The following is a 23167-nucleotide window of genomic DNA, read 5'->3' as shown; positions in this document are numbered from 1 at the left end:
CTGCAACACCGCAACAGCCATGTCGCCCCCGCATCACCGCCTGGAGGTAGGACGCAGGTATCACGATGATCGCAGGCCTTCCGATCGACTGGGCAATCCTGGTGGCAACACACAACAGAAACTTCAAAAACAGCCAAGCACAAGCACTCAGGCGTCCCCGAAACAGCTGGAGCGCCAGGTTACCTGTGGCGATGCACACTTCGGACCAGGCAGGGGCATTGATCCTCACCGCAGGACATGCACAGCAACACGTCGCTCACCCGTCTTCAAAATGCGTCATTGTCGACAACGCTCAGGACGCCGATGCTTGTGTACGTGGAGTTCAAGCCCGTACCAAGGAAGCCTTGAACCGCTCGAAGCGTCGGTTGGAACGCCACGACAGCCGCAGATGCACCGCACAGCAATGAGGTCAAACGCTTGCTCAACGACATCAAGCATCTTCGGCAAGCCTGCACGCGCGAGGACAAGTAGACCAACAGCAATCCCGGGTTCGCCTCACGTGCCTGTGAGTTTGGACCATGCGTAAGCATCTAAATACGACGTAGTGTGAATCACACGGGGGATGTAGGGATGTCCCCCAAGCCATTGATTTCAGGCCACGTGAGTGACAGTGCGGTAGCTGCGGTCATGGGTACGATAGCCAACATCATCATCAAGAGGCGGATCAATGTGAAAGCGCAACGACGGCTGGCAGATATACAGGTTTGCCTATCTCCGCCATCGCAATGCGTGGGTTCCCCGACATCAGCCATGTCAACACGTTCTTCAAGAATGAAGCAGGCTGTACATCGAGACATCGAGATCAACAAGGCTTCAACAACCACCCAAAGCCTGCTTAACAGCAGGGATCAGCGTGCGATTTTGCGGATTTCCGTGACGCGCCCGTGAAGGTATTCTGCAGCAAGGGCAGAACACAAGATCGAGTTTAACTGCACCCCACGGTCCTGTATGCAAGTAAAAAGTAAAGCGACACAAGACATGAAGAAAACCAGTGTTACTCATTCCTTCAAACGCATCATCCACCCATAGCGATCTGGCAGACGGCCGTATTGGATGTCGGTCAGTTCCTTACGCAACGACATGGTGACTGCACCAGGCGGTGCGTTGCGGTCTCCGACGGAAAAGCCCTCCGCTTTCAATTCACCAATTGGAGTGATCACTGCAGCCGTGCCGCAGGCAAATACTTCGCTGATCGCCCCGGAGACCACCCCCTGTTTCCACTCCTCAATCGCCACCTTGCGTTCCTCAACACACATCCCTCGGTCACGGGCAAGCTGCAAGATGCTCTGGCGGGTGATGCCTTCGAGGATGCTGCCGGACAATGCTGGTGTGACCAAGGTGCCGTCCCTGTAGACCAAAAACACATTCATGCCTCCCAGTTCCTCCAGGTACTTGCCTTCAACCGGATCGAGAAACAGGACCTGCGAGCATCCCTGGGCCTGCGCCAACTGCTGCGGTAGCAGCGAAGCGGCATAATTGCCCCCGCACTTGACCGCCCCCGTCCCTCCCCTGGCAGCACGTGCGTAGTCGGTCGACAACCAGATCGACACGGGAGCGACGCCTTTAGCGAAATACGGGCCGGCAGGGCTAGCGATCAGGTAGTAAGAGGCTTGCCGTGCAGCACGTACACCCAAATAAGCCTCTGTGGCAAGAATGAAAGGACGAAAATACAGGCTGGTCTCCGGTGCGGAAGGCACCCAGCGACCATCCACGGCGATGAGTTGACGCAACGATTCCGTAAACAGTTCCACCGGCAACTCTGGCAGTGCCAATCGTGTGGCCGAACGCTGCAAACGGCGACCATTGTCATGCGGGCGGAAGGTCCAGATGGAGCCATCAGCATGCCGATAGGCTTTGATACCTTCGAAGATCTCCTGCCCGTAATGCAGGACCGCAGCGGCAGGATCTAGCAGCAACGGCCCATATGCACGTACCTGCGCGTCGTGCCAACCATGGTCCTTATCCCAGGCGATCGCAATCATATGATCGGTGAAATGCACCCCAAACCCTGGGGCTTCCAAGAGCATAGATAGCTCGTCAGCAGCGCGGGGTGAAGATGAACGGGTGATAGCGAAAGAGACAGGCACGCAAAAATTCCTGTTGAAGCAAAGGGGAACGCATTAACGCAGCAAGTCAATATGGATTTCAAAGCATACCGGTCTCAAGACGTGCACTTTCAGACATCATGTGGCGGCTCCAAGGTGGCTCGAAGACGAGTTCGACATTGGCTGCAACAACCGTTGGAATCAACTCCAATTTAGAACGCACATCGTCAACCAATATCTCACCCATACCGCACCCCGGAGCAGTCAAGGTCATTTTGACCTGGACCGTACGCTGGCCATCGTCGCGATGTCCCAATACCGCCTCATACACCAAACCCAAATCGACAATATTGAACGGTATCTCCGGATCGAAACAGGAACGCAACTGCTGCCACACCAGTATTTCCACTGCTGCGTCGCTAGCGTCCTCGGGAAGTTGCAACCCTGGGGGCGGCTCTTTGCCAATGGCATCGCCATCCTTACCAGCAATACGGAACAAATTGCCATCCACAAACACCGTATAGCTGCCACCCAACGCCTGGGTGATGTAACCATAACTACCCGCGGGGAGGGTGACCGAATCCCCCTGCGGCACCATCACGGCTTCGCAGTCACGTTCGAACTGGACAGGTTCGCTGCTACGAGAATACATACATCGGATATAGAGCCACGCCATAAAGACGCAAGACAACCATTGTATCGTGTTCGTCCACCTTGCTTGGCGGTCTATTCCGGGCCCGAAGAAAAACCCCGTATTCTAAGCCTTCCCCAAGGAAGCCCCGATGTCCCCACACTCAACGCCCACCAGAACCACGCACTGGCTCTGGCCTCCACTCCTGTTCCTTGGGTGCATGATCGGCCTCATCGCCTGGATCCTGGTTGCACTCGGAAGCCAGCATCAAGCCGGCTGGTTCGCATTGGCTGTCGCGCTCGATGTGGCGTACATGCTGCACCTGGGTACATTGCGTAGAGGCTGGCTGCGTCTTGGTGTGGCGCTGACCGCCACCCTGGGAGTGATCCTGGCCGCAAACTGGGGCATCGCTTCAGCTCAACTCGGTATAGTCATGGGCTTGGATCCGTGGTCCTCAGCGTTGAAGATGGGCCCGCGACTTGCATGGACCTTGTCGACACTGGCCAATCAGAGCTTGGACCTCATTTGCTATGGCGCTGCGTTACTACTGAGCTGGCATTTGGCACGTTGATAAGCCAAAACGCAAATACACGCATCAACCACGGGGGCACTGATGGGTTCTCAAATCACGCTTTCTCTGAAAGCGATGCCCCATGCTGTGCTGGTCATCCCGCGTTACGATCGGCACTACACATCACTGTCACAGGCGGGTGCTATACAGCATGGCAACTCACCCATACAAATCGGTATCGGAACTGAAACCTTATGCTCCGCCACTGCAATCAATGCACTAAGCTGCTGGTGCTGAACGTATTAAGGCGATCAAGCACAACCCGCATTGCGTTGTCGAATGCGTCGTCGTTGACGCGGGAACACAATCGCCCCTGCCGTACCATCACCGCCAATTCTTCCGGTGAAGCGACACAGAAACGGATCCCGTGTCGATCGACCCACAGCAACCGCCCCGAAATCGGGCTGATCCAGGACAACTTGACGGTCTGCACCTTGCCTCCTGTTTCGATGAAATCCAACCAAGTACCAACCTCCATCTTCCGGAAGCGGTCAGCATCGACAGCATCGAACTCTCCCATCACGGTCTCCTGTCCAGGTTCGAATGCACTCTGCTCTAGAGTAGGTAGCAACAGGCTGATCTCGGGGAACGGCGTCTCTAACTCGGGTCTGGATGCGGCAATACCATGCAAAGTGTCGTAAAGCGCGGCAATCGCCACCTGTGCCGTATCCTCATGCAGACCGACGCTACCAAATATCTTCAGCAACCCCGGTTGAAATGCCTGCAACCAAGGTTTGGCAACGATACGGCGACGCGCCTGAGCCAGCTCCTCAAGCACACCATCAGCCACCGCCAGCGCCTCGGCCACACCAGCACCATCTTCGCCCTCGCGCAACAGGACCATGGTTAGGTAATGCTGCCAAGGTTGACGCATAAAGGCCTCGATCGCACCCGGCAGTTCAACGCCATTCAAGCGTTTGCCCAACTCCTTCGTAGCAAAGACACGTGCCAATCTCAGTTTTTCCTGAGCACATTGTGTTTCAGCAGCACGCCGCTCGACGATCTCGACCCGACGCCGGTGCTGAGTCAGAAACTCGCGAAACTCCTCGTCCAAAGTCAAGAAAATGGCTAAGTTCTCGTTAAAATCGACTACCAGACGCTTAACGATCTCCTCGACTTTGCTCAGCAGCGCGCGGTCAGCCGGAGTACTCGCAACATTGCCATTGCAGGCATCAGCCAATGCATTGAGTAAACGTCGCGCTGGATGAGTCTTTCGCACGAACATTTTGCGATCAAGCAATGCAACTTTAACGAATGGCACTAGTAATCGCCCCATCAGCCTCCGAGAATGCGCCTCCAAATGACACTGATCCAGCATGACATCGAACAACATACCCACCAGATCGATGGCATCTTCATCAACGGGATCCAGGTGCGCATGTGCAGGATTCACCCCAAGTTGGATGACATTGGACAGCACTTCTCTCTTCAACCGCTGCGTTAACGACTCTCCTTTGTCATCAAGCGTCGCACTGGGATTTGCTTGCAGCAGCGACAGTACAGAAAGTATTTCGCGCTGACTCAGTGGTCGCTGCGCGACGGCAACGGCTCTCGTCACTTTCTCGCGCTGACTGCGAGTCTGCTGCAGTAACGCATGGAGCGTTTCCAATAAGACGTCCTGACTACCGCCAAGATGGCCACAGGAAACATCTGCATCCTCATGCACCCGGTACGCGACTTGGAACCGGTAACGGTTTCGTTCCCAACGATCCATGAAGTCCACCGCCCGGAACGAGGCATATTGCTCACCGTATTCGTCTCCCTCGGAACCCTCCTTAGGTGTAGCAACGCTGGTCGAGTGGATCACTGGGAGCCGCGACCTGACAATCTGGGCCACGTCCCCAATCTTAGCCAGCTGTTTGTCCAATATGCGATACAAGCGTACCAGCGGTTGGAGCAAATCACGCTCACAAAGCTTGATCAGGAGCAGACGTACTTCTGATGCCAGCTCACATGTGCCAAAAGCCTTATACACTGCCACGCCGATATGCTCCGGGCCGACCGGATTAGAGTTGGCATTCAACTCGACCCCCCCAGCAATCACACCCAAGCGCCATTCCAAACAAGCCAATACGTGTTCACATTCACGCGATAGGACGGTAGCCAGATGACGCACAGCAAGATGAGATTCCAACACGTGCTCCGGCAACAGATTCAGACTGCTCTGACTAGCGTCTGTCAGCACCAATTCGGCTGCCAGTGGGGTCTTACGATCGAACGCTCGCCAAGCCACGTCCAGATGCTCGCGAAAGCGCATGCAAACATCCTCTCGGCATCGGCGTAGTTCATGGACACCATCCAAGAATACCCACCGGGAGAGGCCAACCGCCTCAGCACGATCAAACAACACAGTGTCAAAACACTCGACGCAACGGACAAAAGCATTGGCAATTTCCGGTAACGCCAAGGCACGCGCCTGCTCCATCAATCGGTTATCACGCCCCCTAATACTAGAAAGGCTGGACGTAGACTTCATGCAGAAAGGCTCCCCAACGCAACAGGCGCCAACAAAACCAATCAATAGGAAATAAAACGGGGCAAGCATACCCGCCTATTCATGGGAAGCGGAGTCATAAACGCACAACTGCAACAGACAGCACAATTTCATATCTGTGACGATAAATAACCTGCAATCATTCCATCCTTGCTCACCGAATCAGACGAAAGAAATGCCGTCAGCGACACTCCTCAAAATCGCTGGTTCAAGCTTTATATACTCCCCAGTCAACACCAAACCGCGTCAACCAGATACTGTTTGGCACTGTAGTAAAGCGTCTCCATCGCGGTGCAGACGCAAGCGACCTAAGCACATCAGCGTGGACAGTTCCTCTGGTGAGGCCACGCACAAACGACGACCAAGATGATTAACAAACATCAATCGCCCTGAAATCGGGCTGACCCAGGATAACTGGCCACTTTGCACGCGACCATCAAGGCCAATAAAGTCTAACCACGTCCCCAACGAAAGCCCACGAAAATAGGCAGCAGTAGCCGTATCCAACCCGCAAGTAGCCGATTCATCCGGCACTGGGAGGAGCACATCAACAACCTGAGTACCCGCCGATGTGGCGATCGCTGGCGATTGCGGCGTAGCCGCCGCCAATACATGCTGCAAATCAGCAAACCCGGCCTTAGCTTCAGCCAGCGTCATACCAGCAATAGAGAAAGCGTCGAATATGCCAGTACGCTCGTCATCCAACCAAGGCCGCTCCGGCGTGCGTCCCTCACTGGCCTGACGCCACTGGGCAAGCAATGCATCTCCTAACGCCAGTACGGCCTCAAGCGCTGGACCATGACCATCATTGAGCAACGCCACCTGCTGTACATGAGCAAACCAGATGCGACTGAGAAAATGTTCGATCGCCTGGGGCAACACATGCCCATGAAGGTGCTTTTTCAGTGCATCATCAGCGATCTGATGAGCACGTTGACGTCGCTCTTTGGTGATCCACGGTTCTGTCACATGACGCTTGGCACTCTGGGTATTGGCCAAGTACTGCTCGTAATGCACGCTAAACGTGGCTTCCTGAGTCAGGAACAACTGCACGTCATTGTCAAATTCACGCACTACCGTATCCACAATCTTGCATACCCGCATCAATAACGCCTGCTCAACTGAATTCTCACCGTTGTTACCATTGCAAGCATCTATTAACAATGTCAGTAAGCGCCACACCGGATGGTCATCACACTCGAACAAGCGACTGTCAAGCAATGCAACCTTCGCAACTGGCACCAGCAACTGCCCAATCCACATACGCGGTTCGGGATAGAAATAGCTATCACGTAAAATCGCATCGAACAGCCGCCCAACCAAATCAAGCACATTCTCATCCGCAGGTTCGAGGCATATCCCGGATGGATCCGCCACACCTAGTGCAGCAGCGGCCTGCAGAACCTGCATACGCAAGCCCATAGCCAAGCCTAGGCCAGTCTCGACCACCGCCTGATAACTCGCCTGTGCCGAGATCTGCAGGAGCGACAGCGCTGACAGCAATTCGCAAGGAAACAATGCACGCCCCTCCTTGGACACCATACGTGATGGTTGCCGCACATTGCGTAGCTCCTGCAACAACTGGCTCAACCCAGTCGATATCAAGCCGGCGTCCTGGGGCGTTTGCATGTTCAACGCAACGTCCCCAAGCAACCAGATGAACCGGTCGATTCAATCGTCAAAGGCACACCAGATGCAGTCCTGCTGATCTCAGAAACGAAAGACTTGTTCATGCACTCCTGGAAACAACTCGCAGAGACGGAACAACAAATCCCATCTATACTCGAATAGATTCCCACTCAAGAATGAGACAATGAGCACACTTTATCCGTTACAAGCGTTGGATGCACGTCGCTCGGTACCGTCACGCCAGCTCGGCGAGCCAGGTCCGGACACGACAACGTTGCGACGGATACTACAGTCAGCAGTGCGTGTCCCCGATCACGGGAAGCTTGTGCCGTTTCGGTTTCTACGTATTACCGGTACCGCGCGGGAGGCACTTGGAGAATTTCTGGTACAACGCACCCTGGAACTCGATCCACAGGCACCACAGACCGTGCTGGACAAAGAACGCGAGCGCTTTTCCCATGCTCCGCTGGTAATCATCGTCGTAGCGCGGCTGCAGCCAGCTGATAATGTCCCGGAGCAAGAACAACTGCTGACAGCCGGCTGTGTCTGCTTTGCACTGCTGCAAGCCGCCCAGGCCTACGGCTTTGGTGCTCAGTGGCTCACCGCCTGGATGGCCTATGATCGCAGAGTCGCCGAGTATCTCAACCTTGGCCCACATGAACACATCATCGGTTTTATCCATATCGGCACACCACGCTTGGAAGTCCCCGAACGTGAGCGTCCGGATGTGGACGCATTACTACACAACTGGACACCGTGACGTAGCCGCACTGCAGCAAAGGACACCAACACGACTGTCCTTGGTTGACACCGCGCTATACGTGTTCCGCTCCTGACACACAATATCCAAATGCATTCAGCAACATACGAATGTTTACAACACGCACGTCACGTATAGCATTCGTACTCGATCTGCTCGAAGGCGAATGTCGGCAACACATGGCGGCCGCAACTGCTCAAACATGACGAGCCGTGACCTCGCACGCAGCCTGCGTCGGGGCCTATCAAAGGTTAAAGCACGCCATGCAATACATCTGCACCAGATTGCCAATTATCTGGTACCGTCCGGCAAGCCGATTACCGTGGTATCGAGACCAAGTCTAATGAGGAATGACCGAGCGAAAATTCGGGCTGATTCCACCTAATCCGTCGTTTTGGGTGTGTCGCCCGCCGCGATCCGCAAGCCTGGGAAATACACTGCCCCACTTGAATCCTTGAGCCGCCTGTGGATCACATGCCGAGGCTATAAGCATGGGTGCCAAAATTAGCTAAGGACCTGGCTCGCCACTTATTAGGCAAGCCTGTTCGGCTAAAGGGTTGAAGCTGCGCAGTGTGCGTTTCAGAAGGGTTGGCAATGAGTCATAGAGCATTGCGTTATAGGTTTGATAGGACACATGATACGGTGGCAATTCTGGTAGTACTGACAAGGCAGTTTGATGGGGGACATTCGTCAAGCCCAAGCGCACTAAGGCATTCATCTGTGACGGCAACAAAGCATGATGCGCGTAAGCGCAAGGCGGCGAAGGCAACACCAACGCGGTGAATTGCGGAACGGGCATTGTGTTACAAGTCATCGATTCTATTTGAGCTTCGGATGCTACTGACACGCATGGATTAAGTCGCATTGCTACGTTAAGGACGTACTGCTGCAACCTCAATTGACCACCATTGCGTGGTACGGATCTATCGAGGCAACCCACGCTTTTAAACACCAAACAGATTCCAATATGATGCAGAACCTGTGCGCAGGATGCCGTTGCGTCCCTGCAACTTTGTGACGGAATCGACAGGCTTGTATGTTCCCCCTCTCCACCCATCAAGAAGATTTCACAGCAATGAATTCGTCTAACAACACACCACACGTGGTCTTCGAAGGAAAGTACCAACGTATGATCGTACACGGCACTTGGGAATACTCTGAACGCGTCCACGCTGGCGGCCTAGCTGCAATTATCCTGGCGGTAACACCGGAAGACCGGGTTATTTTTGTCGAGCAATTCAGAGTCCCCGTGCAGCAACGCACTATTGAGATGCCGGCAGGATTGGTCGGCGACATTGATACCAATGAATCAATCGAGCATGCAGCAATCCGCGAACTAGAAGAAGAAACCGGCTGGAGTGCTGACCAAGCCGAGATATTGCTCATCGGTCCGGTATCGTCCGGAGCCAGCAGCGAGCGTATCGCTTTTGTACGCGCCACTGGATTGCACAAGGTCAGCGCCGGAGGCGGTGACGCTAACGAGGACATCGTTGTACACGAAATTCTACGTACACAAGCTGCAGCTTGGTTAGTACAAAAGATGCATGCCGGCTTTGCGATGGACCCAAAACTATGGGCATCCCTATGGCTGATTGATCACGCCCTGGACGGCACCCCCATCAGATAAGCACCCTGGCAAACCCATACACCACCAAGCAGGACCAGCAAGCCGAGTCGAGCTATTGCGAAGCTCAGATATTAGTCTGCGAGTGCCGATCAGCACATCAAGAGACATCTCACCGCGCGGCAGCCATCTCCACCTCGATCTCATCGGCAGAGCGTGGCAACGCATCAGTCAGCACACGATGTCCATCTTCGGTAATTAATAAATCATCCTCGGTACGTATGCCAATGCCGCGCCACTTCGACTGGACCGTAGTGTCATCCGGGAGAATGTATAACCCTGGCTCAATCGTAAAGACCATGCCAGGCTCAAGTAATCGCGACTGACCATCAATACGGTAGTCACCAACATCATGCACGTCCAAACCTAACCAATGCCCAGTCTTGTGACGGTAGAAGCGCTTGTAACTCTGCTCAGCCAAATTCTGCTCCAGTGTGCCCTGCAAGAGACCAAGCCGCAGGAGGCCTTCGGTCAACGTCTGCACCGCAGCCAAATGTCCAGCCTCATATGGTAGCCCAGGTCGCGCCTGCGCCAGCGCAGCACCATGAGCAGCACCCACCAGATCGTATAGCGCGCGCTGCGCTGGGCTAAAACGCCCGTTGACGGGGAAAGTACGGGTAATGTCAGCGGCATAACCACGGTACTCAGCACCGGCATCGATCAACACTAAATCGCCATCACGGCTGCACTCGGCATTGGCTCGGTAGTGCAATACACACGCATTAGCACCGGCAGCAACAATACTGGAATAAGCAGGCCAACTGTCAGCAGAGCGAAACACGCGCTCGACCTCAGCCTGCAAAACATATTCAGGAACATTAGGATGCGCATAACGTAACACCGCACGGTGTGCTTCAACACTGATGTTGGCAGCACACTGAAGCAAAGCGATTTCATCGCAAGACTTGAACAGACGCTGCTCATGCAACAGGTGGCCAAGGTCTATAAATTCGTGCGGAGAATCCGTACCGTAGCGCACTTGCTCACGGGCTAGATTGACCCAACCAATTAGCCTCAGATCAAATTCAACATCACGACAGAAATGATAATAGATCCGGGACCGGCCTTCGAGTAGGCCGGGTAAGATTTCGTCCAAGTCATCAATCGGATATGCATCGTCCATACCGTAATGCTCTACCGCGCCGTCGTACCCAGCACGCGGACCATCCCATGCTTCACGCTCAGGATCACGCTCACGACAGAATAGGACTACTTGACCGTGGCAACGCCCCGGCACAAGCACCAACACCGCATCTGGCTCGGGAAAACCACTCAGGTACCAGAAATCAGAATCCTGCCGGTAGGGGTAATAAGTATCACGGCTACGTACCCGCTCAGGCGCAGCTGGTAGCACGACGATACCCTGGTCACCAACCATCTTCATCAGCTGACGGCGACGACACCCATATTCAGCGGCAGCAATGCCTGTATGCTTCTTCACGATTCTATTCAATTGAGGCGCTGGGAAAAACGCGGACCAATCACACAGTCTCCGTGCAACAGCATCACCGCCACACGAACGAACTCTTCGAGCTCCTCCAATGCCCCATCCTCCTCTTCAGTCACGTCAAAGTCTTCGACTGAAGCTTGGGCCAGCTTAGCCAGATCACGGAGGACTTCATCACCTTCCTCAGACAGCACCGAGCGGGACTGCGCAGCCAGACCAAAGCCACCTAGGAAAGCACGGCACCAGTCGAACAAGGCATCGGCACGCGCAGCCAAAGTCGCTCCATCGTCAGTCAAGAGTAACTCGAAGGCAAAATCAGGATCCTCCAATTGCAACACAGTGACCTGATACAAGCGTTCCAGCGCACTACCCTTAGCCGGTATAGGCGCTTCTGCATTGGCTAGAATCAGTGCCAGCCAATCAGGGCCATTTCCTCCCCCACCAGCTAACAAACCGGATAGGCTGCCATGAAGCTCAGTAGCAGTGGCGGACAAACCTAGCTGCCGGCTTTCTTGTTGCACTGCAATCACTTCAGGAAGATGCATGGGAGGTTCAAGGTTAAAGCGTGCAGCACAAATCGAAGTTTAGAATACTGTAGATTCTTGGGTTTTCAGTGTAACAATTTTTCCAACCAAACTAGTATAAGAGCATTACGCCCATATGTGCTTGACCAGCACTCCAAGCGGCACCTAGTCTTGCAAGCATGGATCAGACTGACGCCCTCACCCAACTCCACGCCCTGGCCACACACGTGGAGAGGTTGATCGAGTCCTACAAACGTTTAGCCGACGAGAACCGCAACTTGCGCTATCAGCAGGATCAAATGATTGTGGAACGCTCTCAGCTTCTGGCCAAAAACGAACAAGCGCGCTCCCGCGTGGAAGCAATGATTACACGTCTTAAGGCCCTGGAGCAGCACACGTGAGCGACACTGAGCCGGTCAACATCCGCATCCTCGACCGCGAATATACCGTCGGAGTGGGCGTCGAAGAACGTAATGGCTTGATAGCCGCCGCACAACTACTCGACGCACACATGCGTGAGATCCGCGGTAGTAACCGTATGGCATCCATAGATCGCATCGCAATACTTGCAGCACTCAACATCGCTCATGAACTGCAGCAGCTGCATGAAAAGCAGGAGCATCACGAGCGTCTGCTGATCACCACACTGGATACACTGCAACGGCGTCTGGAGAATGCGATGAATACAGCGCATTGACTGTTAACGTCAAAATCCGTGATGTAATTAGTCAATTCAGCACCATTCGCTCGATGAAAAATGGACTACACAAACACATCACGATGGATATAATCGCTAAGCGTTCTCTGCTGTGAACGACGGCGTGTGCAAACATTCGCCTTGTCCCTTAATCATGACCAAGGGGCGCGACGATGCCGGGTGTGCAAGTCCGCCTTAGCAGCGGGAAGCCCAATGGTGTTTCAGCGTCTCCACTTGAACCGCTGGTTCAAGGTCGTTTCGCACGCATCGTCATAGCGGAGAATGCAATGCCCCTCCTTACCCGAAAGATTTCGGTAGCCGCTGGTTGTTTGATTTTCAAATGAAGTGCGAGTGCATCCGCCCCATCTAGACTCATCGCTTGCAAGCCACATAAACCACACGCTGGGGTGTTTGATGCATCTTCCAGCTATCGTCTCGTCTGAGTACAGCATCGCAACACGATCGGTGTAAATCAGAATATTGCGCTCATGGAAATCAGGTTTTTTGACATTCGCAGCTGCTGACATACTGCTTGTTACGCGAACCAGTCAGGATGGCCAGTAGACTGCTGAACGATGAAATAAAGTATGGAAGCAAGCCGGAGAAAGCGTGCCACGTAAGGCAAGCAACTTGGATCTAACCTCAGTCAACCACTACGAGTTCCTCCAAGCCATGCACATAGATAAGGCACACAAGCCGTTCGTGGTAGAACTTGCCGAAGGAATTGAGTCACTGGGGCAGTTTCACGATAGCGGAAAAACGGCGTCTGATCACACATAGCACTTGCGATAGCAAGCTGAACAAAAATCCAACACATCTTGATCGACATGAATATCGTGGATGATGTCAGCATACAACTGGGGAACTAAAAACAACCAACCGCAAGCACCCGCTCGTTCCCGAGGTGATTTGAAATACGAAGCTGCCTATGATGGTGGATACGTCGAGTACATCGGCCCAGTTGATCCTCACCGTGAGAAACGCCCAAGACATCTGCTGTACATAAGCACTGGTCGACCAACTGCCTACCAAACCGGCACCCGCGTAGATAAATGTACACACGACAGCAACTAACCGCCTGCGTCCAACTGCCAACAGCAACTTTGCCGAATCAGACAGATGGCACCTGCTGTGCTTGGAGAGCCATCATGCCGATGACAGATATTCAGAGTGAAGAATTGGAATACGATATCTCCTGTCGGACAGCAAGTAGTCGCGCTGTTCGCGTAATCGAACGACTACACCAACTCAACCACAATGCGGGCGCCTTTTTCCCATCCAACACCGATGACCGACAACCGCTCTACTCTGCGTCAACAGATCCGCACACACCGCCGTGCAATCGATAAACACGCACGTCTGGCCGCTGCTGAAGCACTGGCAGAACGCCTGCTGACACTACCATTCGCCCCCCAATCCGGTGCGGTGGCGGGTTACTTAGCGATGGATGGAGAGATCACGTTGCACCGCTGGAAAATGAGACTTCCTGCACAAGTACGCTATTGCTTGCCAATACTCGTGGGTAAGACACTGCGTTTTGCGCCATGGCACCCCGGACAACCACTGAAGCCAAACCGCTACGGCATCCCCGAGCCAGACGTAGCACCGGACGACACCCTAACTCCAGAAACGATGGTATTGGTAGTAACACCGCTGGTCGGCTTCGACGCACAAGGACACCGACTCGGGATGGGGGGTGGTTGGTATGATCGCAGTTTTGCATTCCGGGATCGCCAGTCACCGCCTCCCTGGCTTGTCGGTGTTGGCTTCGCAGTGCAGGAAGTTAACGCACTACCGGTTGAAGCTTGGGACGTCCCGGTCGATGCGATCTGCACTGAACTCACCACGCTCTTGCTATCCACTACTTCCACATGAGCACTCATACCAGCTACTGGTTGATGAAATCCGAGCCAGATACTTTCTCAATTAACGACCTACAGCGGGTGGGTACCGAACCCTGGAATGGCGTGCGCAATTACCAAGCACGCAACTTCATCCGTGATAGAACACAAATCGGCGATGGTGTGTTGTTCTACCATTCCAACTGTAAGGTACCCGGCATCGTCGGCTTGGCTCGAGTAGCCAGTGCAGCCTATCCGGACGAAAGCCAATTCGACCAGAACTCCAACTATTACGACCCCAAAGCCAAGCGTGAGAAGCCACACTGGTACTTGGTAGACATAGCATTCGAGCGCAAACTGGCTCGCACCATCACACTTGAAAATATCAAACAACATGCCGAAGCCCTCGGTGAGGGCTTTCCACTGACCACACGCGGCAACCGGCTGTCAGTATTCCCGGTCGCCACGGCGCAATGGAAGCTGCTGCTGTCTCTAGAGTGAACTCAACCGTCAGCTGACGCCTGTCAGTTTTCCCACCTCTCCACGTCTTCATAAACCCATGAACGAAGCAAAACAGCGAGCGGCCGAGAAAGCCATCGAATACGTCGAGAACGATATGATTATCGGAGTCGGCACCGGCTCAACAGTAGCCTACTTCATCGACGCACTAGGACGCATCCGTAACCGGATCAAAGGTGCAGTATCCAGCTCTGAGCAGAGCACAGCACGTTTAAAGCAACACGGGATCACTGTCCTGGAGCTCAATCATACCGGCACACTACCTCTATATGTCGACGGTGCAGACGAATGCGACCCCCACAAACGCCTTATCAAGGGAGGGGGCGCATCGCTGACACGCGAGAAGATCATTGCCGAAGCCAGCGAACAGTTCATTTGTATCATCGATCCAAGCAAACAGGTGCCCATGCTAGGCAAGTTCCCACTACCGATCGAAGTAATCCCGATGGCACGCAGCTTGGTAGCCAGGCAGATCATGGCACGTACCGGCGGTCAACCCGTGTGGCGCGAGGGAGTGGTCACCGATAACGGCAACTTTGTACTGGATGTACATCACTTATGCATCACCGACCCGGTAAAGCTGGAACAGGAACTCAATCAAATCCCAGGCGTCATCTGCGTCGGCCTGTTCGCGCGTCGGTGTGCGGACGTGGTGATCATCGGCAGTGAACCACCACAAGTACTCTGATCTTCGCTCCCATCGTCTAAACCGCAAGCGAATTGCATCGCATCATTCATAACCGCACCCCTGCACTGCTCCAGAAATAGTACATCGGCTCAAAAATTCCACTTCCACACCGACAAAATGAAATGAGGAGGTTTTTCCGATCGCTATTAGCAGTGATCCTGGTCAACCACTTTGTACTGCGTAGATCAACATTGCACCACATCTCAAAATGCTTCGTTGCCATGACGCACTTCCACACCGAGCAGTGAACATAACGTCAACATCATCTCGTCGTCACGACTCAGTGCAATCCAGCCAGCATAGCTGTCGCCAGATGTATCCCAGTTCCATAAGGTATAACCATGCTCACGCAAGCGATCGTAAGCGACAGCCATCAGTGCGGAGACGTCAGTGACACTAAAGAAATCGTCGTCGTCTAAATCGCCGCCCCAGTCAATACGTAGATTCCAACGCGCGATCAATTCATCCACTGCATCAACGAAAGATTGAATGTCCTTCGCGTCGGCATAAAATCCTGAACGCCAGTCAATCACATCCTTCAGCGCCCAAAGCCAAGCCTGAACACCATCGCTATCCAGATCGAGATCCGCCACTCTGTCACGCCACGCATTGAACTGACCGAACACAGCATCCCGATCACCAGGATTGATCAATACCAGCAGATTCCAAACCCCAACGGAGTAATCGTCGGTATCGTCAAAGTCCTGAAGCAGACTGTCCTCGTCCTCATAATCCGCACTGTTGTCAGGCATTACGCTACTCCACCAAGGATACATCGCAGTGCGCCGACTGCAACGACAGACGCAAGAGATACAGCGATCTTCTGCCGCACGGTTGAAAAAAGCCATTCAACCTATCATCAACGACGCGAAAACCGCATGCACGAGACACCTCCACATCTATCAACACTGGTCTCATGTGGCCCCTCCACGACACTCAAGCAAGCAAGGGAAGCCTGCGTTTCAACAATACTCAACACGACAGCGTCAAGAAATGCATGCTCTCGAAGATTGGATTCAAATCCAGATCGGTAAGACATGTACACACATTGCAATCCAATGAGGTCGAAGCTCAAACACAAGGTTCCGTACTATTTCATGGAAGCAAAACAGGTTCATTCAATCCAACATAGTACCCGCCCTGTTCAACTAACTACGCCTACGTACCTCGATCAAATCCAGATTACGCACCATCCGCCGCGACAACTCATCGGAAATATGCGACTCGCGCGCCAATCTGAACAGTTCGTCACGCTCAGCGGCCAAACCAACCTGACGAAAGCGCCGTACAACCTGCTCGAACACCTTGGTTTCCTGTGGATCGGCCTTAGCCAAATCAACAGCGCCAAGCTTGCGTTGATACAATTGGCTGACTTGATTAGCCGCCTCATTGTAGCGCTCAGCATTAGCGCTATCCTCAACCAACCTCTGACGCAACCGCTCTACTGCCTCAAGTGCCGCCTGAGCCGATGCCCTGCGCGCAAAATCCTCTTCCTGCTCATAGCTACTCTCCTCAGGAAGCTCCAAGCCACGCAGCAAATACGGCAACACCACGCTAGCCAGCAACAGCGAAACCAGGATGACCGAGGCCGCCAGGAAAATCACCAGTTGCCGTGCCGGCAGTGGTGAGCCATCCGGCATCAACAACGGCAAGGTAAGCACGCCAGCCAGAGTGACCGCGCCACGCACCCCAGACAACGACGCCACAACCACAATCTGCCACGGCGGGCTAATGTGCTGCTCACCACGGTAAGCCGCGTAAAACAAGGTCCACTGCAGTGACACCCACGCCCATACAAAACGCAACAACATCAATCCGACGCTAATCACACCAACGTAAACCAATAACCATGCCGGATTCATATGCCCAGCTTGCTGTGCACTGTCGATTACATCGTTAAGGATGCCAGGCAACTGCTCACCGAGTAGCACGAAGATAATGCCATTGAAAGCAAACTGCACCATCTCCCAGACCGCCCAGCGCTGCACCCGCATCGTACCGGGAGCATTACCGTTCAATTCGACATAACTCATCGTGATCCCAGCCGCAACTGCCGCCAGAATCCCCGAAGCATGCATGCTCTCAGCCAGCAGATAAGCAGCAAAAGGAATCAATAGATTGATCAGGATTGCCGCCCCCGGCTCCCCACCGAAATGACGCCAGATCCAACCCTGTACTCCACAAAACACGTAGGTCGTCGCTGCGCCTAAACTCAAACCGATCAGTAAAACCCAGACGAAAGTCAGCGAGGCAGCCATCAAAGAAAAATGACCGGTCAACAGTGCCGCAATTGCAAATTGAAAACAGACCAAACCAGTCGCGTCGTTAAGCAGCGACTCGCCTTCCAAAATATGCATCATGCGCTTGGGAATAGGCACCCTTGCAGTAATCGAAGACAGCGCCACGGGATCGGTGGGCGACAAAATCGCCGCCAGCGCAAAGGCCAGCGGCAGCGGCATTGTGGGAATCATCCAGTGAATCAAGAACCCGACACCCAATACAGTAAAGACCACCAGTCCCAGTGCTAACTCTAAGATCGTATTTTTATCGCGGAATAAACCCTGCTTAGGAATGCGCCAACCATCCAAAAACAACAAGGGTGGCAAGAACAATAAGAAAAACAACTCCGGCTGCAACTTGTGGCCGTAATCGAATACACCAGAAATCACCGCACCAAGTGCGATCTGCACCAGAGGGAGCGGCATCGAAAATGGAATAATACGCACAAGGTAGCCACTGGCTGCCACGACAAGCAACATCGCAAGGACTACTTGAATCGAATACACGCAGAAACCATGAATTATCATGCAAAAACCATGAATGATGAGGAAAAGACATCACAGCCATACTGCACATAGTCACCATGGACGTTAGCGATTGCACTGCACCAAGAACATCTCCTTTTCCCAAATCATTCAGATGAAACTGAGTTCATCTGCCTGATTGAAACATCGCACCTAAAGATACTCACCACAACATACATCACTACATCATCATCCGATTCACTGACAATACAACGTCAACAACCACTTCCCATAACAAATCATCTCCATGAAAACATCGGCAATGTGCTCGATGAAACTCATCCTCTCCCTAACTGCGGAGATCGTACGTTCACCGCCATCACTGCAATCTGACTCGCACAGACTGACAGTATGCTTACCCCAGAAAAATTAAGAACACCAGCAATAACATGATCAATGACAAATAGTTCCCTTCCCTATGTTCAAGACCATAGCATCACGTCCGCACCTATCAACGGACGTTCAGCGTGCCACCTCAAACACCACTTGCATCGCATCGCAGCAAACCCTAACCATTCCAGCTCACCACCCTTCGCTTGCACACAATGCACTCACACCGGGTATACCAACAACACGGCGTCGAAACGATAAATATCATTGCGAGAAAACTCTCATCTACACAGGCGTCCAGTCGCTGCGCAGCAAGTCACATATCACCAAACACATTCATTGCCACGTACAACAACAACCAATGTTTATCTGTGCATCCGTCGAGTGTGCTTGCTTGTCATACAGCGCTTAGCAACAGTCATCCAGTCACGCCGGAATGTCGTCCGCGCAACTGATATTCGCTCCAGTCAACAAATGGTTGCATATGCGGTGCCGGCTGTGCATTGCTGTAACTACCGTCAGCATCGTACAGAATGTGAGTCAAGCTGCCAGAACCAATCAGCAACACAGCAAACATATGACCAAAAGCAAGGGCTAGATCGATAACCACATCACCGAAATATCTACAACCAGATACAACAGCAACAAAGACTTCCAAACACCGTAATCCAAACCACGGGACTCATTCAAGTACGGATGCAAGCAGACGTGTTCAAGCATGCGTAACACTTGACCGAACAACGCCGGACTGCCCGAAGCACGGTATTCCATCTCGTACAGCACGAGCCAGCGTGCCGCAGCAACCACAATTGCACATCGGTATAGCAGCGGCGCAATCAGTTAAGTCAGACGTTTACCAAGCCAACCAGGTTATAGCACGATGATTGGCAAACCATGCTGGATATAAAGTAAAAGAAACATATGCACACAAAAACAAAAAAGATGCTCAACACCACCGCAACCACAACGCAAACGTAAGGTCACCAAGGCTCTGCAACATCACCAGCACAACCACGCGTGCTATCGAATAGTGCCTGCATCCAAAAACATTGATGACACCCATCGCACATCAATATCAACACTGACGCACCAGATCCATACGCATCGCAAAGTAAATAACTATGGCAAGCAAACATAGCGAACATCGGGTGCTCGATTAAAACATGGACCTGAAACAACGCACGTGGCGACAAACGACGTGAAGCCTCTAATAACATCGACCAAAAGCGTTCCATCGACTTTCTGACTACTGCAAAACACTCAACGCGATGTTCAATGTTTTCACAGTTTCAATGTCATCATCCGATGACTAGAAGTGTCCATACACCAAACCAATGGACCCAGCATCAATGCAGCTGCCCTTAAATTGAGTGCAAAGAAAAGAACAGTTGGGCAACAACTCATCGTTGAAGAGCTGCACTGCCTGATGAAGACAATGCAAACTGTCCTCCCTGCTCATTTCCACCAACAGTGCCATTGATCCGCAGCACCGCCGCTTGCTTTGAGACTTGGTGCTAACTGGCCGCATCGTTGCTTTTGACAATATTTCGACCCTTACGGATACATCTCCAGCACCGGACGAACTCGACCGAAAAATGGCCAAACCCGTGCATCATCTCGTGATGATCTACACGAAAAATCGTGACTTTAAATAGCCTGGTTTTCCCACTTCCAATAGCTGTAGCACCCACTCGCCGCACTGGAGCAAGTGAGTCGATTATCAGAAGATCGGCGAGGACACCATTCACCCATGATCGAACGCACCATTCACGCGACACCACCAACAGTCAACCACTCCCTCTATCCATCTGATTCTTGACAAACGATGTTGTCATCCACGATCTCGTACAGCGCAGCCTGCAAACCATCACTGGACTGCTCGAACACGAACAAACAATGCGCACCGCCAGCAAGGTGCTTCATGATGATCTGAGCGGAACGTTGCAGTTCAACCGACATCTGTCGCCATCTCCCCGGAACACACCATGGCCCGATGCCATCATCCGTACAGCCACATTAACGATTGAGGACAATACATCCTTCTCCAACATCCTCCCTCCTCACCAAACGGTCAGCCGCCGGACACACCATCTGCCGAGCCATCACATCAACCCGATAAACTGAGGCTTGTAAACTGAAAACCCCCAACCACCGTTCGTTTGATCGATATCAGACCAAAATATCTGCACAGCGTTGCATGCCCCTCCACCGCCATGTGCATATGTAAGCGGTTGAACGTCCCAATTCATCTGCCCAGGTACACAGTGACCACTCCCAGATAAGGGATACTCGCCGTCCTATTCAGATCTTCTGTACGTGCTATGACCACCAGCTTTCTGTTCTACGACTTAGAAACCTTCGGTCAAGACCCGCGCCGTACTCGCATCGCACAGTTCGCCGCGATACGGACAGATCCCGAATTGAACGTCATTGAGGAGCCCATCAGTTTTCTCGTCACACCCGCCGCCGACCTCCTGCCCTCGCCCCATGCCACCTTGATCACCGGGATCACCCCGCAACAGGCACTCCGCGAAGGCGTGAGCGAGGCTGAAGCCTTCGCGCACATCGCCACACAGATGACGCGACCACAAACTTGCTCGCTCGGCTACAACACCCTACGTTTCGACGACGAATTCATCCGCTACGGCCTATTCCGTAACTTCTACGACCCATACGAACGCGAATGGCGGAATGGCAACTCACGTTGGGACCTGCTGGACATGCTGCGACTGATGCACGCGCTACGTCCAGAAGGCATCCACTGGCCAACACGCGAGGACGGTGCCACCTCATTTAAACTCGAACATCTTGCTCTGGCCAACGATGTGCGCGAAGGCCAGGCACACGAAGCATTGTCGGATGTCTATGCCACCATCGGCATGGCGCGCAAATTCCGTACCGCACAGCCACGCCTCTGGGATTACGCGCTCAAACTGCGCGACAAACACTTTTGCGGCAAGCTGCTCGACCCAATCTCAATGCAACCAGCACTGCATATCTCACAGCGCTATCCGGCCACACGACAGTGCGCCGCCGCCGTGCTGCCGCTTGCCAAGCACCCACACATCAACAGCCGCATCATCGTCTTCGACCTGAGCAGCGACATAGACCCACTGCTACACCTATCCGCGGAAGACATCGCTGACCGTCTGTACACCCCAGCCGCGGATCTACCCGAAGGGGAACAACGCGTTCCACTGAAAGAAGTCCACCTCAACAAAGTACCGGCCCTGATCGCCTGGAACCACCTGCGTGCATCAGACTTCACCCGCCTTGGCCTCGACCCAAGCATGCTCGAAGCCAAAGCCGCACAGCTGCGCGCCTGCGGACCGGACTTGGCCGAAAAGGTCCGCCACGTCTTCGACCACACACACCAAGCCTCCAACACCGTCAACGACGCCGACACTTCACTGTACGACGGCTTCCTCACCGAGGATGACCGCCATCTACTGCCGCAGCTACGCGCCTGTCCGCCTGATGGTTTGGCAACGTTCGACCAGCGCCTGCATGATCCACGTCTAATCGAGTTGCTCTTCCGCTACCGCGCGCGTAACTGGCCAGACACACTGTCTGGTGACGAACAGGCACGCTGGGACACGTATCGGCGCCAACGTCTGACCACCGCCACCGGCCTATCGGAGCTCACCATCGACCAGTTCCACACCCAAATCGCCGAGTTACGCATGACTCACTCCCAGGATGCAGCCAAGCAGATCCTCTTGGACCAGCTCGCCACCTGGGGCTCCGACCTGTCCCGCACGCTATGACGGCCTACTTCACCGACGCCAGCTTCAAGTTCTTACACGAACTGGCACACCACAATGACAAAGCGTGGTTCACTGCACACAAACCACAGTACCTCGAACACGTGCAGGCACCCTTTCTACGCCTCATCACTGACTTACAGCCCTCACTGGCCGAAATCAGCGAACACTACCGCGCCGATCCACGCCCCCAAGGTGGCTCCCTGTTTCGAATCTATCGCGACGCGCGCTTTTCCAAAGACAAGTCGCCATACAAAACCTGGCAGGGTGCGCGCCTGTTCCATGCCCGCCGGCGCGAAGTGCCGGCTCCCTCGTTTTACATACACCTGCAACCGGGTGAGAGCTTCGTGGGCGGCGGGATCTGGCAACCAGAGTCAGACACACAACGCCGTATCCGCCAGTTCATCTTTGACAATCCCGCCAGTTGGCACGCCGCTGCACACGCTCCTAAGCAACGCCGTACATTTACCCTGTACGAGCACGAGAAACTGGTACGTGCACCGCGCGGTTTCCCCACCGACTTCGCTTTTCTAGATGATCTCAAGCACCGCCACTGGGTGCTGTGGCGCCCGTTGGGAAACACCGTCATGACCGGACCGCAGCTGCGTCGAACGCTGGAAGCCAGCCTGCGCCTGCTGGCGCCGTTCATGGACTACCTCTGCGCCGCATTGGACCTTGAGTTCTAAGATGATGCACAACAAGGCAATCCAGCTATTGCACGTCGTTCTAATCACCTTGGAACGCGACACCGCCTTGAAGATACACGCATCATTCGAATGTCAGGCATATGCAACACCAC

At 53.6% G+C, this 23167-nt stretch carries 24 protein-coding genes and 1 other RNA gene; 13 read left to right on the top strand and 12 right to left on the bottom strand.

From position 1 onward, the window contains the following. The first annotated feature begins 65 nt into the window (after positions 1-65). Both PLS229_RS05235 and PLS229_RS05230 read left to right on the top strand, forming a co-directional pair. On the top strand, positions 66-407 hold the full coding sequence (locus PLS229_RS05235) for a hypothetical protein (RefSeq protein ID WP_038272812.1): 342 nt from the start codon (positions 66-68) through the stop codon (positions 405-407). A gap of 163 nt (positions 408-570) precedes the next feature. After that, a complete protein-coding gene (locus tag PLS229_RS05230) occupies positions 571-888 on the top strand; it encodes a hypothetical protein (RefSeq protein ID WP_152536663.1) in 318 nt (105 codons plus the stop codon). Between the two features lie 110 nt (positions 889-998). Here PLS229_RS05230 and PLS229_RS05225 read toward each other — a convergent pair whose 3' ends face one another. Further along, positions 999-2087, bottom strand: coding sequence for a branched-chain amino acid aminotransferase (locus PLS229_RS05225; RefSeq protein ID WP_038272810.1), 1089 nt, complete (start codon positions 2085-2087; stop codon positions 999-1001). Between the two features lie 58 nt (positions 2088-2145). Beyond that, positions 2146-2697: a putative Fe-S cluster assembly protein SufT gene (sufT, locus tag PLS229_RS05220; protein ID WP_038272808.1), complete on the bottom strand. Its 552-nt coding sequence runs from the start codon at positions 2695-2697 to the stop codon at positions 2146-2148. Between the two features lie 130 nt (positions 2698-2827). Here sufT and PLS229_RS05215 point away from each other — a divergent pair, with 130 nt between their 5' ends. Further along, positions 2828-3247 (top strand): hypothetical protein, encoded by a 420-nt coding sequence (locus tag PLS229_RS05215; RefSeq protein WP_038269965.1) that lies wholly within the window; start codon positions 2828-2830, stop codon positions 3245-3247. 211 nt (positions 3248-3458) lie between these two features. On the opposite strand, the gene PLS229_RS05210 is transcribed toward PLS229_RS05215, so the two are convergent. Continuing rightward, a complete protein-coding gene (locus PLS229_RS05210) occupies positions 3459-5723 on the bottom strand; it encodes a DUF1631 domain-containing protein (RefSeq protein ID WP_038270283.1) in 2265 nt (754 codons plus the stop codon). A gap of 264 nt (positions 5724-5987) precedes the next feature. Beyond that, complete coding sequence (locus PLS229_RS05205; RefSeq protein ID WP_081755389.1) at positions 5988-7370, bottom strand: DUF1631 family protein; 1383 nt, start codon at positions 7368-7370, stop codon at positions 5988-5990. A gap of 184 nt (positions 7371-7554) precedes the next feature. On the opposite strand from PLS229_RS05205, the gene PLS229_RS05200 reads away from it, so the two are divergent. Then, the gene (locus PLS229_RS05200; protein WP_038269967.1) at positions 7555-8130 is read left to right on the top strand and encodes a nitroreductase family protein; all 576 of its coding nucleotides are present in this window, start codon (positions 7555-7557) and stop codon (positions 8128-8130) included. A gap of 508 nt (positions 8131-8638) precedes the next feature. Here PLS229_RS05200 and PLS229_RS05195 read toward each other — a convergent pair. After that, positions 8639-8929 carry a hypothetical protein gene (locus PLS229_RS05195; RefSeq protein WP_038269970.1) on the bottom strand — a complete coding sequence of 97 codons (291 nt, stop codon included), beginning with the start codon at positions 8927-8929 and terminating at the stop codon, positions 8639-8641. A 276-nt stretch (positions 8930-9205) separates the two neighbouring features. Between PLS229_RS05195 and PLS229_RS05190 the strand changes: the two genes are divergently transcribed. Beyond that, entirely contained in the window at positions 9206-9757 is a 552-nt protein-coding gene (locus tag PLS229_RS05190; protein WP_038269973.1) for an NUDIX hydrolase, read from the top strand. 109 nt (positions 9758-9866) lie between these two features. Here the strand turns inward: PLS229_RS05190 and PLS229_RS05185 are convergent, their stop codons facing one another. Both PLS229_RS05185 and PLS229_RS05180 read right to left on the bottom strand, forming a co-directional pair. Beyond that, entirely contained in the window at positions 9867-11195 is a 1329-nt protein-coding gene (locus PLS229_RS05185) for an aminopeptidase P N-terminal domain-containing protein (protein ID WP_038269975.1), read from the bottom strand. 8 nt (positions 11196-11203) lie between these two features. Then, positions 11204-11746, bottom strand: a complete 543-nt coding sequence (locus PLS229_RS05180) for a YecA/YgfB family protein (protein ID WP_038269978.1) — start codon at positions 11744-11746, stop codon at positions 11204-11206. Positions 11747-11904: 158 nt separating this feature from the next. Here PLS229_RS05180 and PLS229_RS05175 point away from each other — a divergent pair, with 158 nt between their 5' ends. From PLS229_RS05175 to rpiA, 6 genes are all read left to right on the top strand, one after another. Further along, positions 11905-12126, top strand: a complete 222-nt coding sequence (locus PLS229_RS05175) for a TIGR02449 family protein (RefSeq protein ID WP_038269981.1) — start codon at positions 11905-11907, stop codon at positions 12124-12126. Next, positions 12123-12422, top strand: coding sequence for a cell division protein ZapA (locus PLS229_RS05170; protein ID WP_038269984.1), 300 nt, complete (start codon positions 12123-12125; stop codon positions 12420-12422). The genes PLS229_RS05175 and PLS229_RS05170 overlap by 4 nt, the downstream gene beginning before the upstream one ends. A gap of 101 nt (positions 12423-12523) precedes the next feature. Next, a non-coding RNA gene (ssrS, locus tag PLS229_RS05165) (6S RNA) lies at positions 12524-12708 on the top strand. Between the two features lie 1001 nt (positions 12709-13709). Beyond that, a complete protein-coding gene (locus PLS229_RS05160; RefSeq protein ID WP_038269986.1) occupies positions 13710-14297 on the top strand; it encodes a 5-formyltetrahydrofolate cyclo-ligase in 588 nt (195 codons plus the stop codon). Then, positions 14294-14764: an EVE domain-containing protein gene (locus PLS229_RS05155; protein ID WP_038269989.1), complete on the top strand. Its 471-nt coding sequence runs from the start codon at positions 14294-14296 to the stop codon at positions 14762-14764. The genes PLS229_RS05160 and PLS229_RS05155 overlap by 4 nt, the downstream gene beginning before the upstream one ends. Before the next feature lie 58 nt (positions 14765-14822). Continuing rightward, complete coding sequence (rpiA, locus tag PLS229_RS05150) at positions 14823-15470, top strand: ribose-5-phosphate isomerase RpiA (RefSeq protein WP_038269991.1); 648 nt, start codon at positions 14823-14825, stop codon at positions 15468-15470. Between the two features lie 203 nt (positions 15471-15673). Here the strand turns inward: rpiA and PLS229_RS05145 are convergent, their stop codons facing one another. The 5 genes from PLS229_RS05145 to PLS229_RS05130 all read right to left on the bottom strand — a co-directional run bounded on the left by PLS229_RS05145 (position 15674) and on the right by PLS229_RS05130 (position 20563). Next, positions 15674-16222, bottom strand: coding sequence for a DUF6630 family protein (locus PLS229_RS05145; protein WP_038269994.1), 549 nt, complete (start codon positions 16220-16222; stop codon positions 15674-15676). Between the two features lie 396 nt (positions 16223-16618). Next, positions 16619-18277, bottom strand: a complete 1659-nt coding sequence (locus PLS229_RS05140) for a Na+/H+ antiporter (protein ID WP_171898050.1) — start codon at positions 18275-18277, stop codon at positions 16619-16621. A 745-nt stretch (positions 18278-19022) separates the two neighbouring features. Beyond that, positions 19023-19181, bottom strand: coding sequence for a hypothetical protein (locus tag PLS229_RS12250; RefSeq protein WP_230428202.1), 159 nt, complete (start codon positions 19179-19181; stop codon positions 19023-19025). A 17-nt stretch (positions 19182-19198) separates the two neighbouring features. Continuing rightward, positions 19199-19411, bottom strand: coding sequence for a class III extradiol ring-cleavage dioxygenase family protein (locus tag PLS229_RS12245; RefSeq protein ID WP_051482237.1), 213 nt, complete (start codon positions 19409-19411; stop codon positions 19199-19201). Positions 19412-20404: 993 nt separating this feature from the next. Beyond that, positions 20405-20563: a hypothetical protein gene (locus tag PLS229_RS05130; protein ID WP_160165114.1), complete on the bottom strand. Its 159-nt coding sequence runs from the start codon at positions 20561-20563 to the stop codon at positions 20405-20407. A gap of 362 nt (positions 20564-20925) precedes the next feature. Between PLS229_RS05130 and sbcB the strand changes: the two genes are divergently transcribed. Further along, positions 20926-22371 carry an exodeoxyribonuclease I gene (gene sbcB / locus PLS229_RS05125; protein WP_038270002.1) on the top strand — a complete coding sequence of 482 codons (1446 nt, stop codon included), beginning with the start codon at positions 20926-20928 and terminating at the stop codon, positions 22369-22371. Next, positions 22368-23054 (top strand): DUF2461 domain-containing protein, encoded by a 687-nt coding sequence (locus PLS229_RS05120; protein WP_038270005.1) that lies wholly within the window; start codon positions 22368-22370, stop codon positions 23052-23054. The genes sbcB and PLS229_RS05120 overlap by 4 nt, the downstream gene beginning before the upstream one ends. Positions 23055-23167: the final 113 nt, after the last annotated feature.

The sequence above is a fragment of the Xylella taiwanensis genome, assembly GCF_013177435.1.
In the GTDB taxonomy this organism is placed as follows: domain Bacteria; phylum Pseudomonadota; class Gammaproteobacteria; order Xanthomonadales; family Xanthomonadaceae; genus Xylella; species Xylella taiwanensis.
This window is presented reverse-complemented; position numbering and strand designations above follow the sequence as displayed.

What these genes read in the sequence shown, in the direction of transcription:
- PLS229_RS05235 (WP_038272812.1), top strand. Translation starts at nt 66, where the DNA reads ATGATCGCAGGCCTTCCGATCGACTGGGCAATCCTGGTGGCAACACAC.
- PLS229_RS05230 (WP_152536663.1), top strand. Translation starts at nt 571, where the DNA reads ATGTCCCCCAAGCCATTGATTTCAGGCCACGTGAGTGACAGTGCGGTA.
- sufT (WP_038272808.1), bottom strand. Translation starts at nt 2,697, where the DNA reads ATGTATTCTCGTAGCAGCGAACCTGTCCAGTTCGAACGTGACTGCGAA.
- PLS229_RS05215 (WP_038269965.1), top strand. Translation starts at nt 2,828, where the DNA reads ATGTCCCCACACTCAACGCCCACCAGAACCACGCACTGGCTCTGGCCT.
- PLS229_RS05210 (WP_038270283.1), bottom strand. Translation starts at nt 5,723, where the DNA reads ATGAAGTCTACGTCCAGCCTTTCTAGTATTAGGGGGCGTGATAACCGA.
- PLS229_RS05205 (WP_081755389.1), bottom strand. Translation starts at nt 7,370, where the DNA reads ATGCAAACGCCCCAGGACGCCGGCTTGATATCGACTGGGTTGAGCCAG.
- PLS229_RS05200 (WP_038269967.1), top strand. Translation starts at nt 7,555, where the DNA reads ATGAGCACACTTTATCCGTTACAAGCGTTGGATGCACGTCGCTCGGTA.
- PLS229_RS05195 (WP_038269970.1), bottom strand. Translation starts at nt 8,929, where the DNA reads ATGCCCGTTCCGCAATTCACCGCGTTGGTGTTGCCTTCGCCGCCTTGC.
- PLS229_RS05190 (WP_038269973.1), top strand. Translation starts at nt 9,206, where the DNA reads ATGAATTCGTCTAACAACACACCACACGTGGTCTTCGAAGGAAAGTAC.
- PLS229_RS05180 (WP_038269978.1), bottom strand. Translation starts at nt 11,746, where the DNA reads ATGCATCTTCCTGAAGTGATTGCAGTGCAACAAGAAAGCCGGCAGCTA.
- PLS229_RS05175 (WP_038269981.1), top strand. Translation starts at nt 11,905, where the DNA reads ATGGATCAGACTGACGCCCTCACCCAACTCCACGCCCTGGCCACACAC.
- PLS229_RS05160 (WP_038269986.1), top strand. Translation starts at nt 13,710, where the DNA reads ATGACCGACAACCGCTCTACTCTGCGTCAACAGATCCGCACACACCGC.
- PLS229_RS05155 (WP_038269989.1), top strand. Translation starts at nt 14,294, where the DNA reads ATGAGCACTCATACCAGCTACTGGTTGATGAAATCCGAGCCAGATACT.
- rpiA (WP_038269991.1), top strand. Translation starts at nt 14,823, where the DNA reads ATGAACGAAGCAAAACAGCGAGCGGCCGAGAAAGCCATCGAATACGTC.
- PLS229_RS05145 (WP_038269994.1), bottom strand. Translation starts at nt 16,222, where the DNA reads ATGCCTGACAACAGTGCGGATTATGAGGACGAGGACAGTCTGCTTCAG.
- PLS229_RS05140 (WP_171898050.1), bottom strand. Translation starts at nt 18,277, where the DNA reads ATGATAATTCATGGTTTCTGCGTGTATTCGATTCAAGTAGTCCTTGCG.
- PLS229_RS12250 (WP_230428202.1), bottom strand. Translation starts at nt 19,181, where the DNA reads ATGTTTGCTGTGTTGCTGATTGGTTCTGGCAGCTTGACTCACATTCTG.
- PLS229_RS05130 (WP_160165114.1), bottom strand. Translation starts at nt 20,563, where the DNA reads ATGTCGGTTGAACTGCAACGTTCCGCTCAGATCATCATGAAGCACCTT.
- sbcB (WP_038270002.1), top strand. Translation starts at nt 20,926, where the DNA reads ATGACCACCAGCTTTCTGTTCTACGACTTAGAAACCTTCGGTCAAGAC.
- PLS229_RS05120 (WP_038270005.1), top strand. Translation starts at nt 22,368, where the DNA reads ATGACGGCCTACTTCACCGACGCCAGCTTCAAGTTCTTACACGAACTG.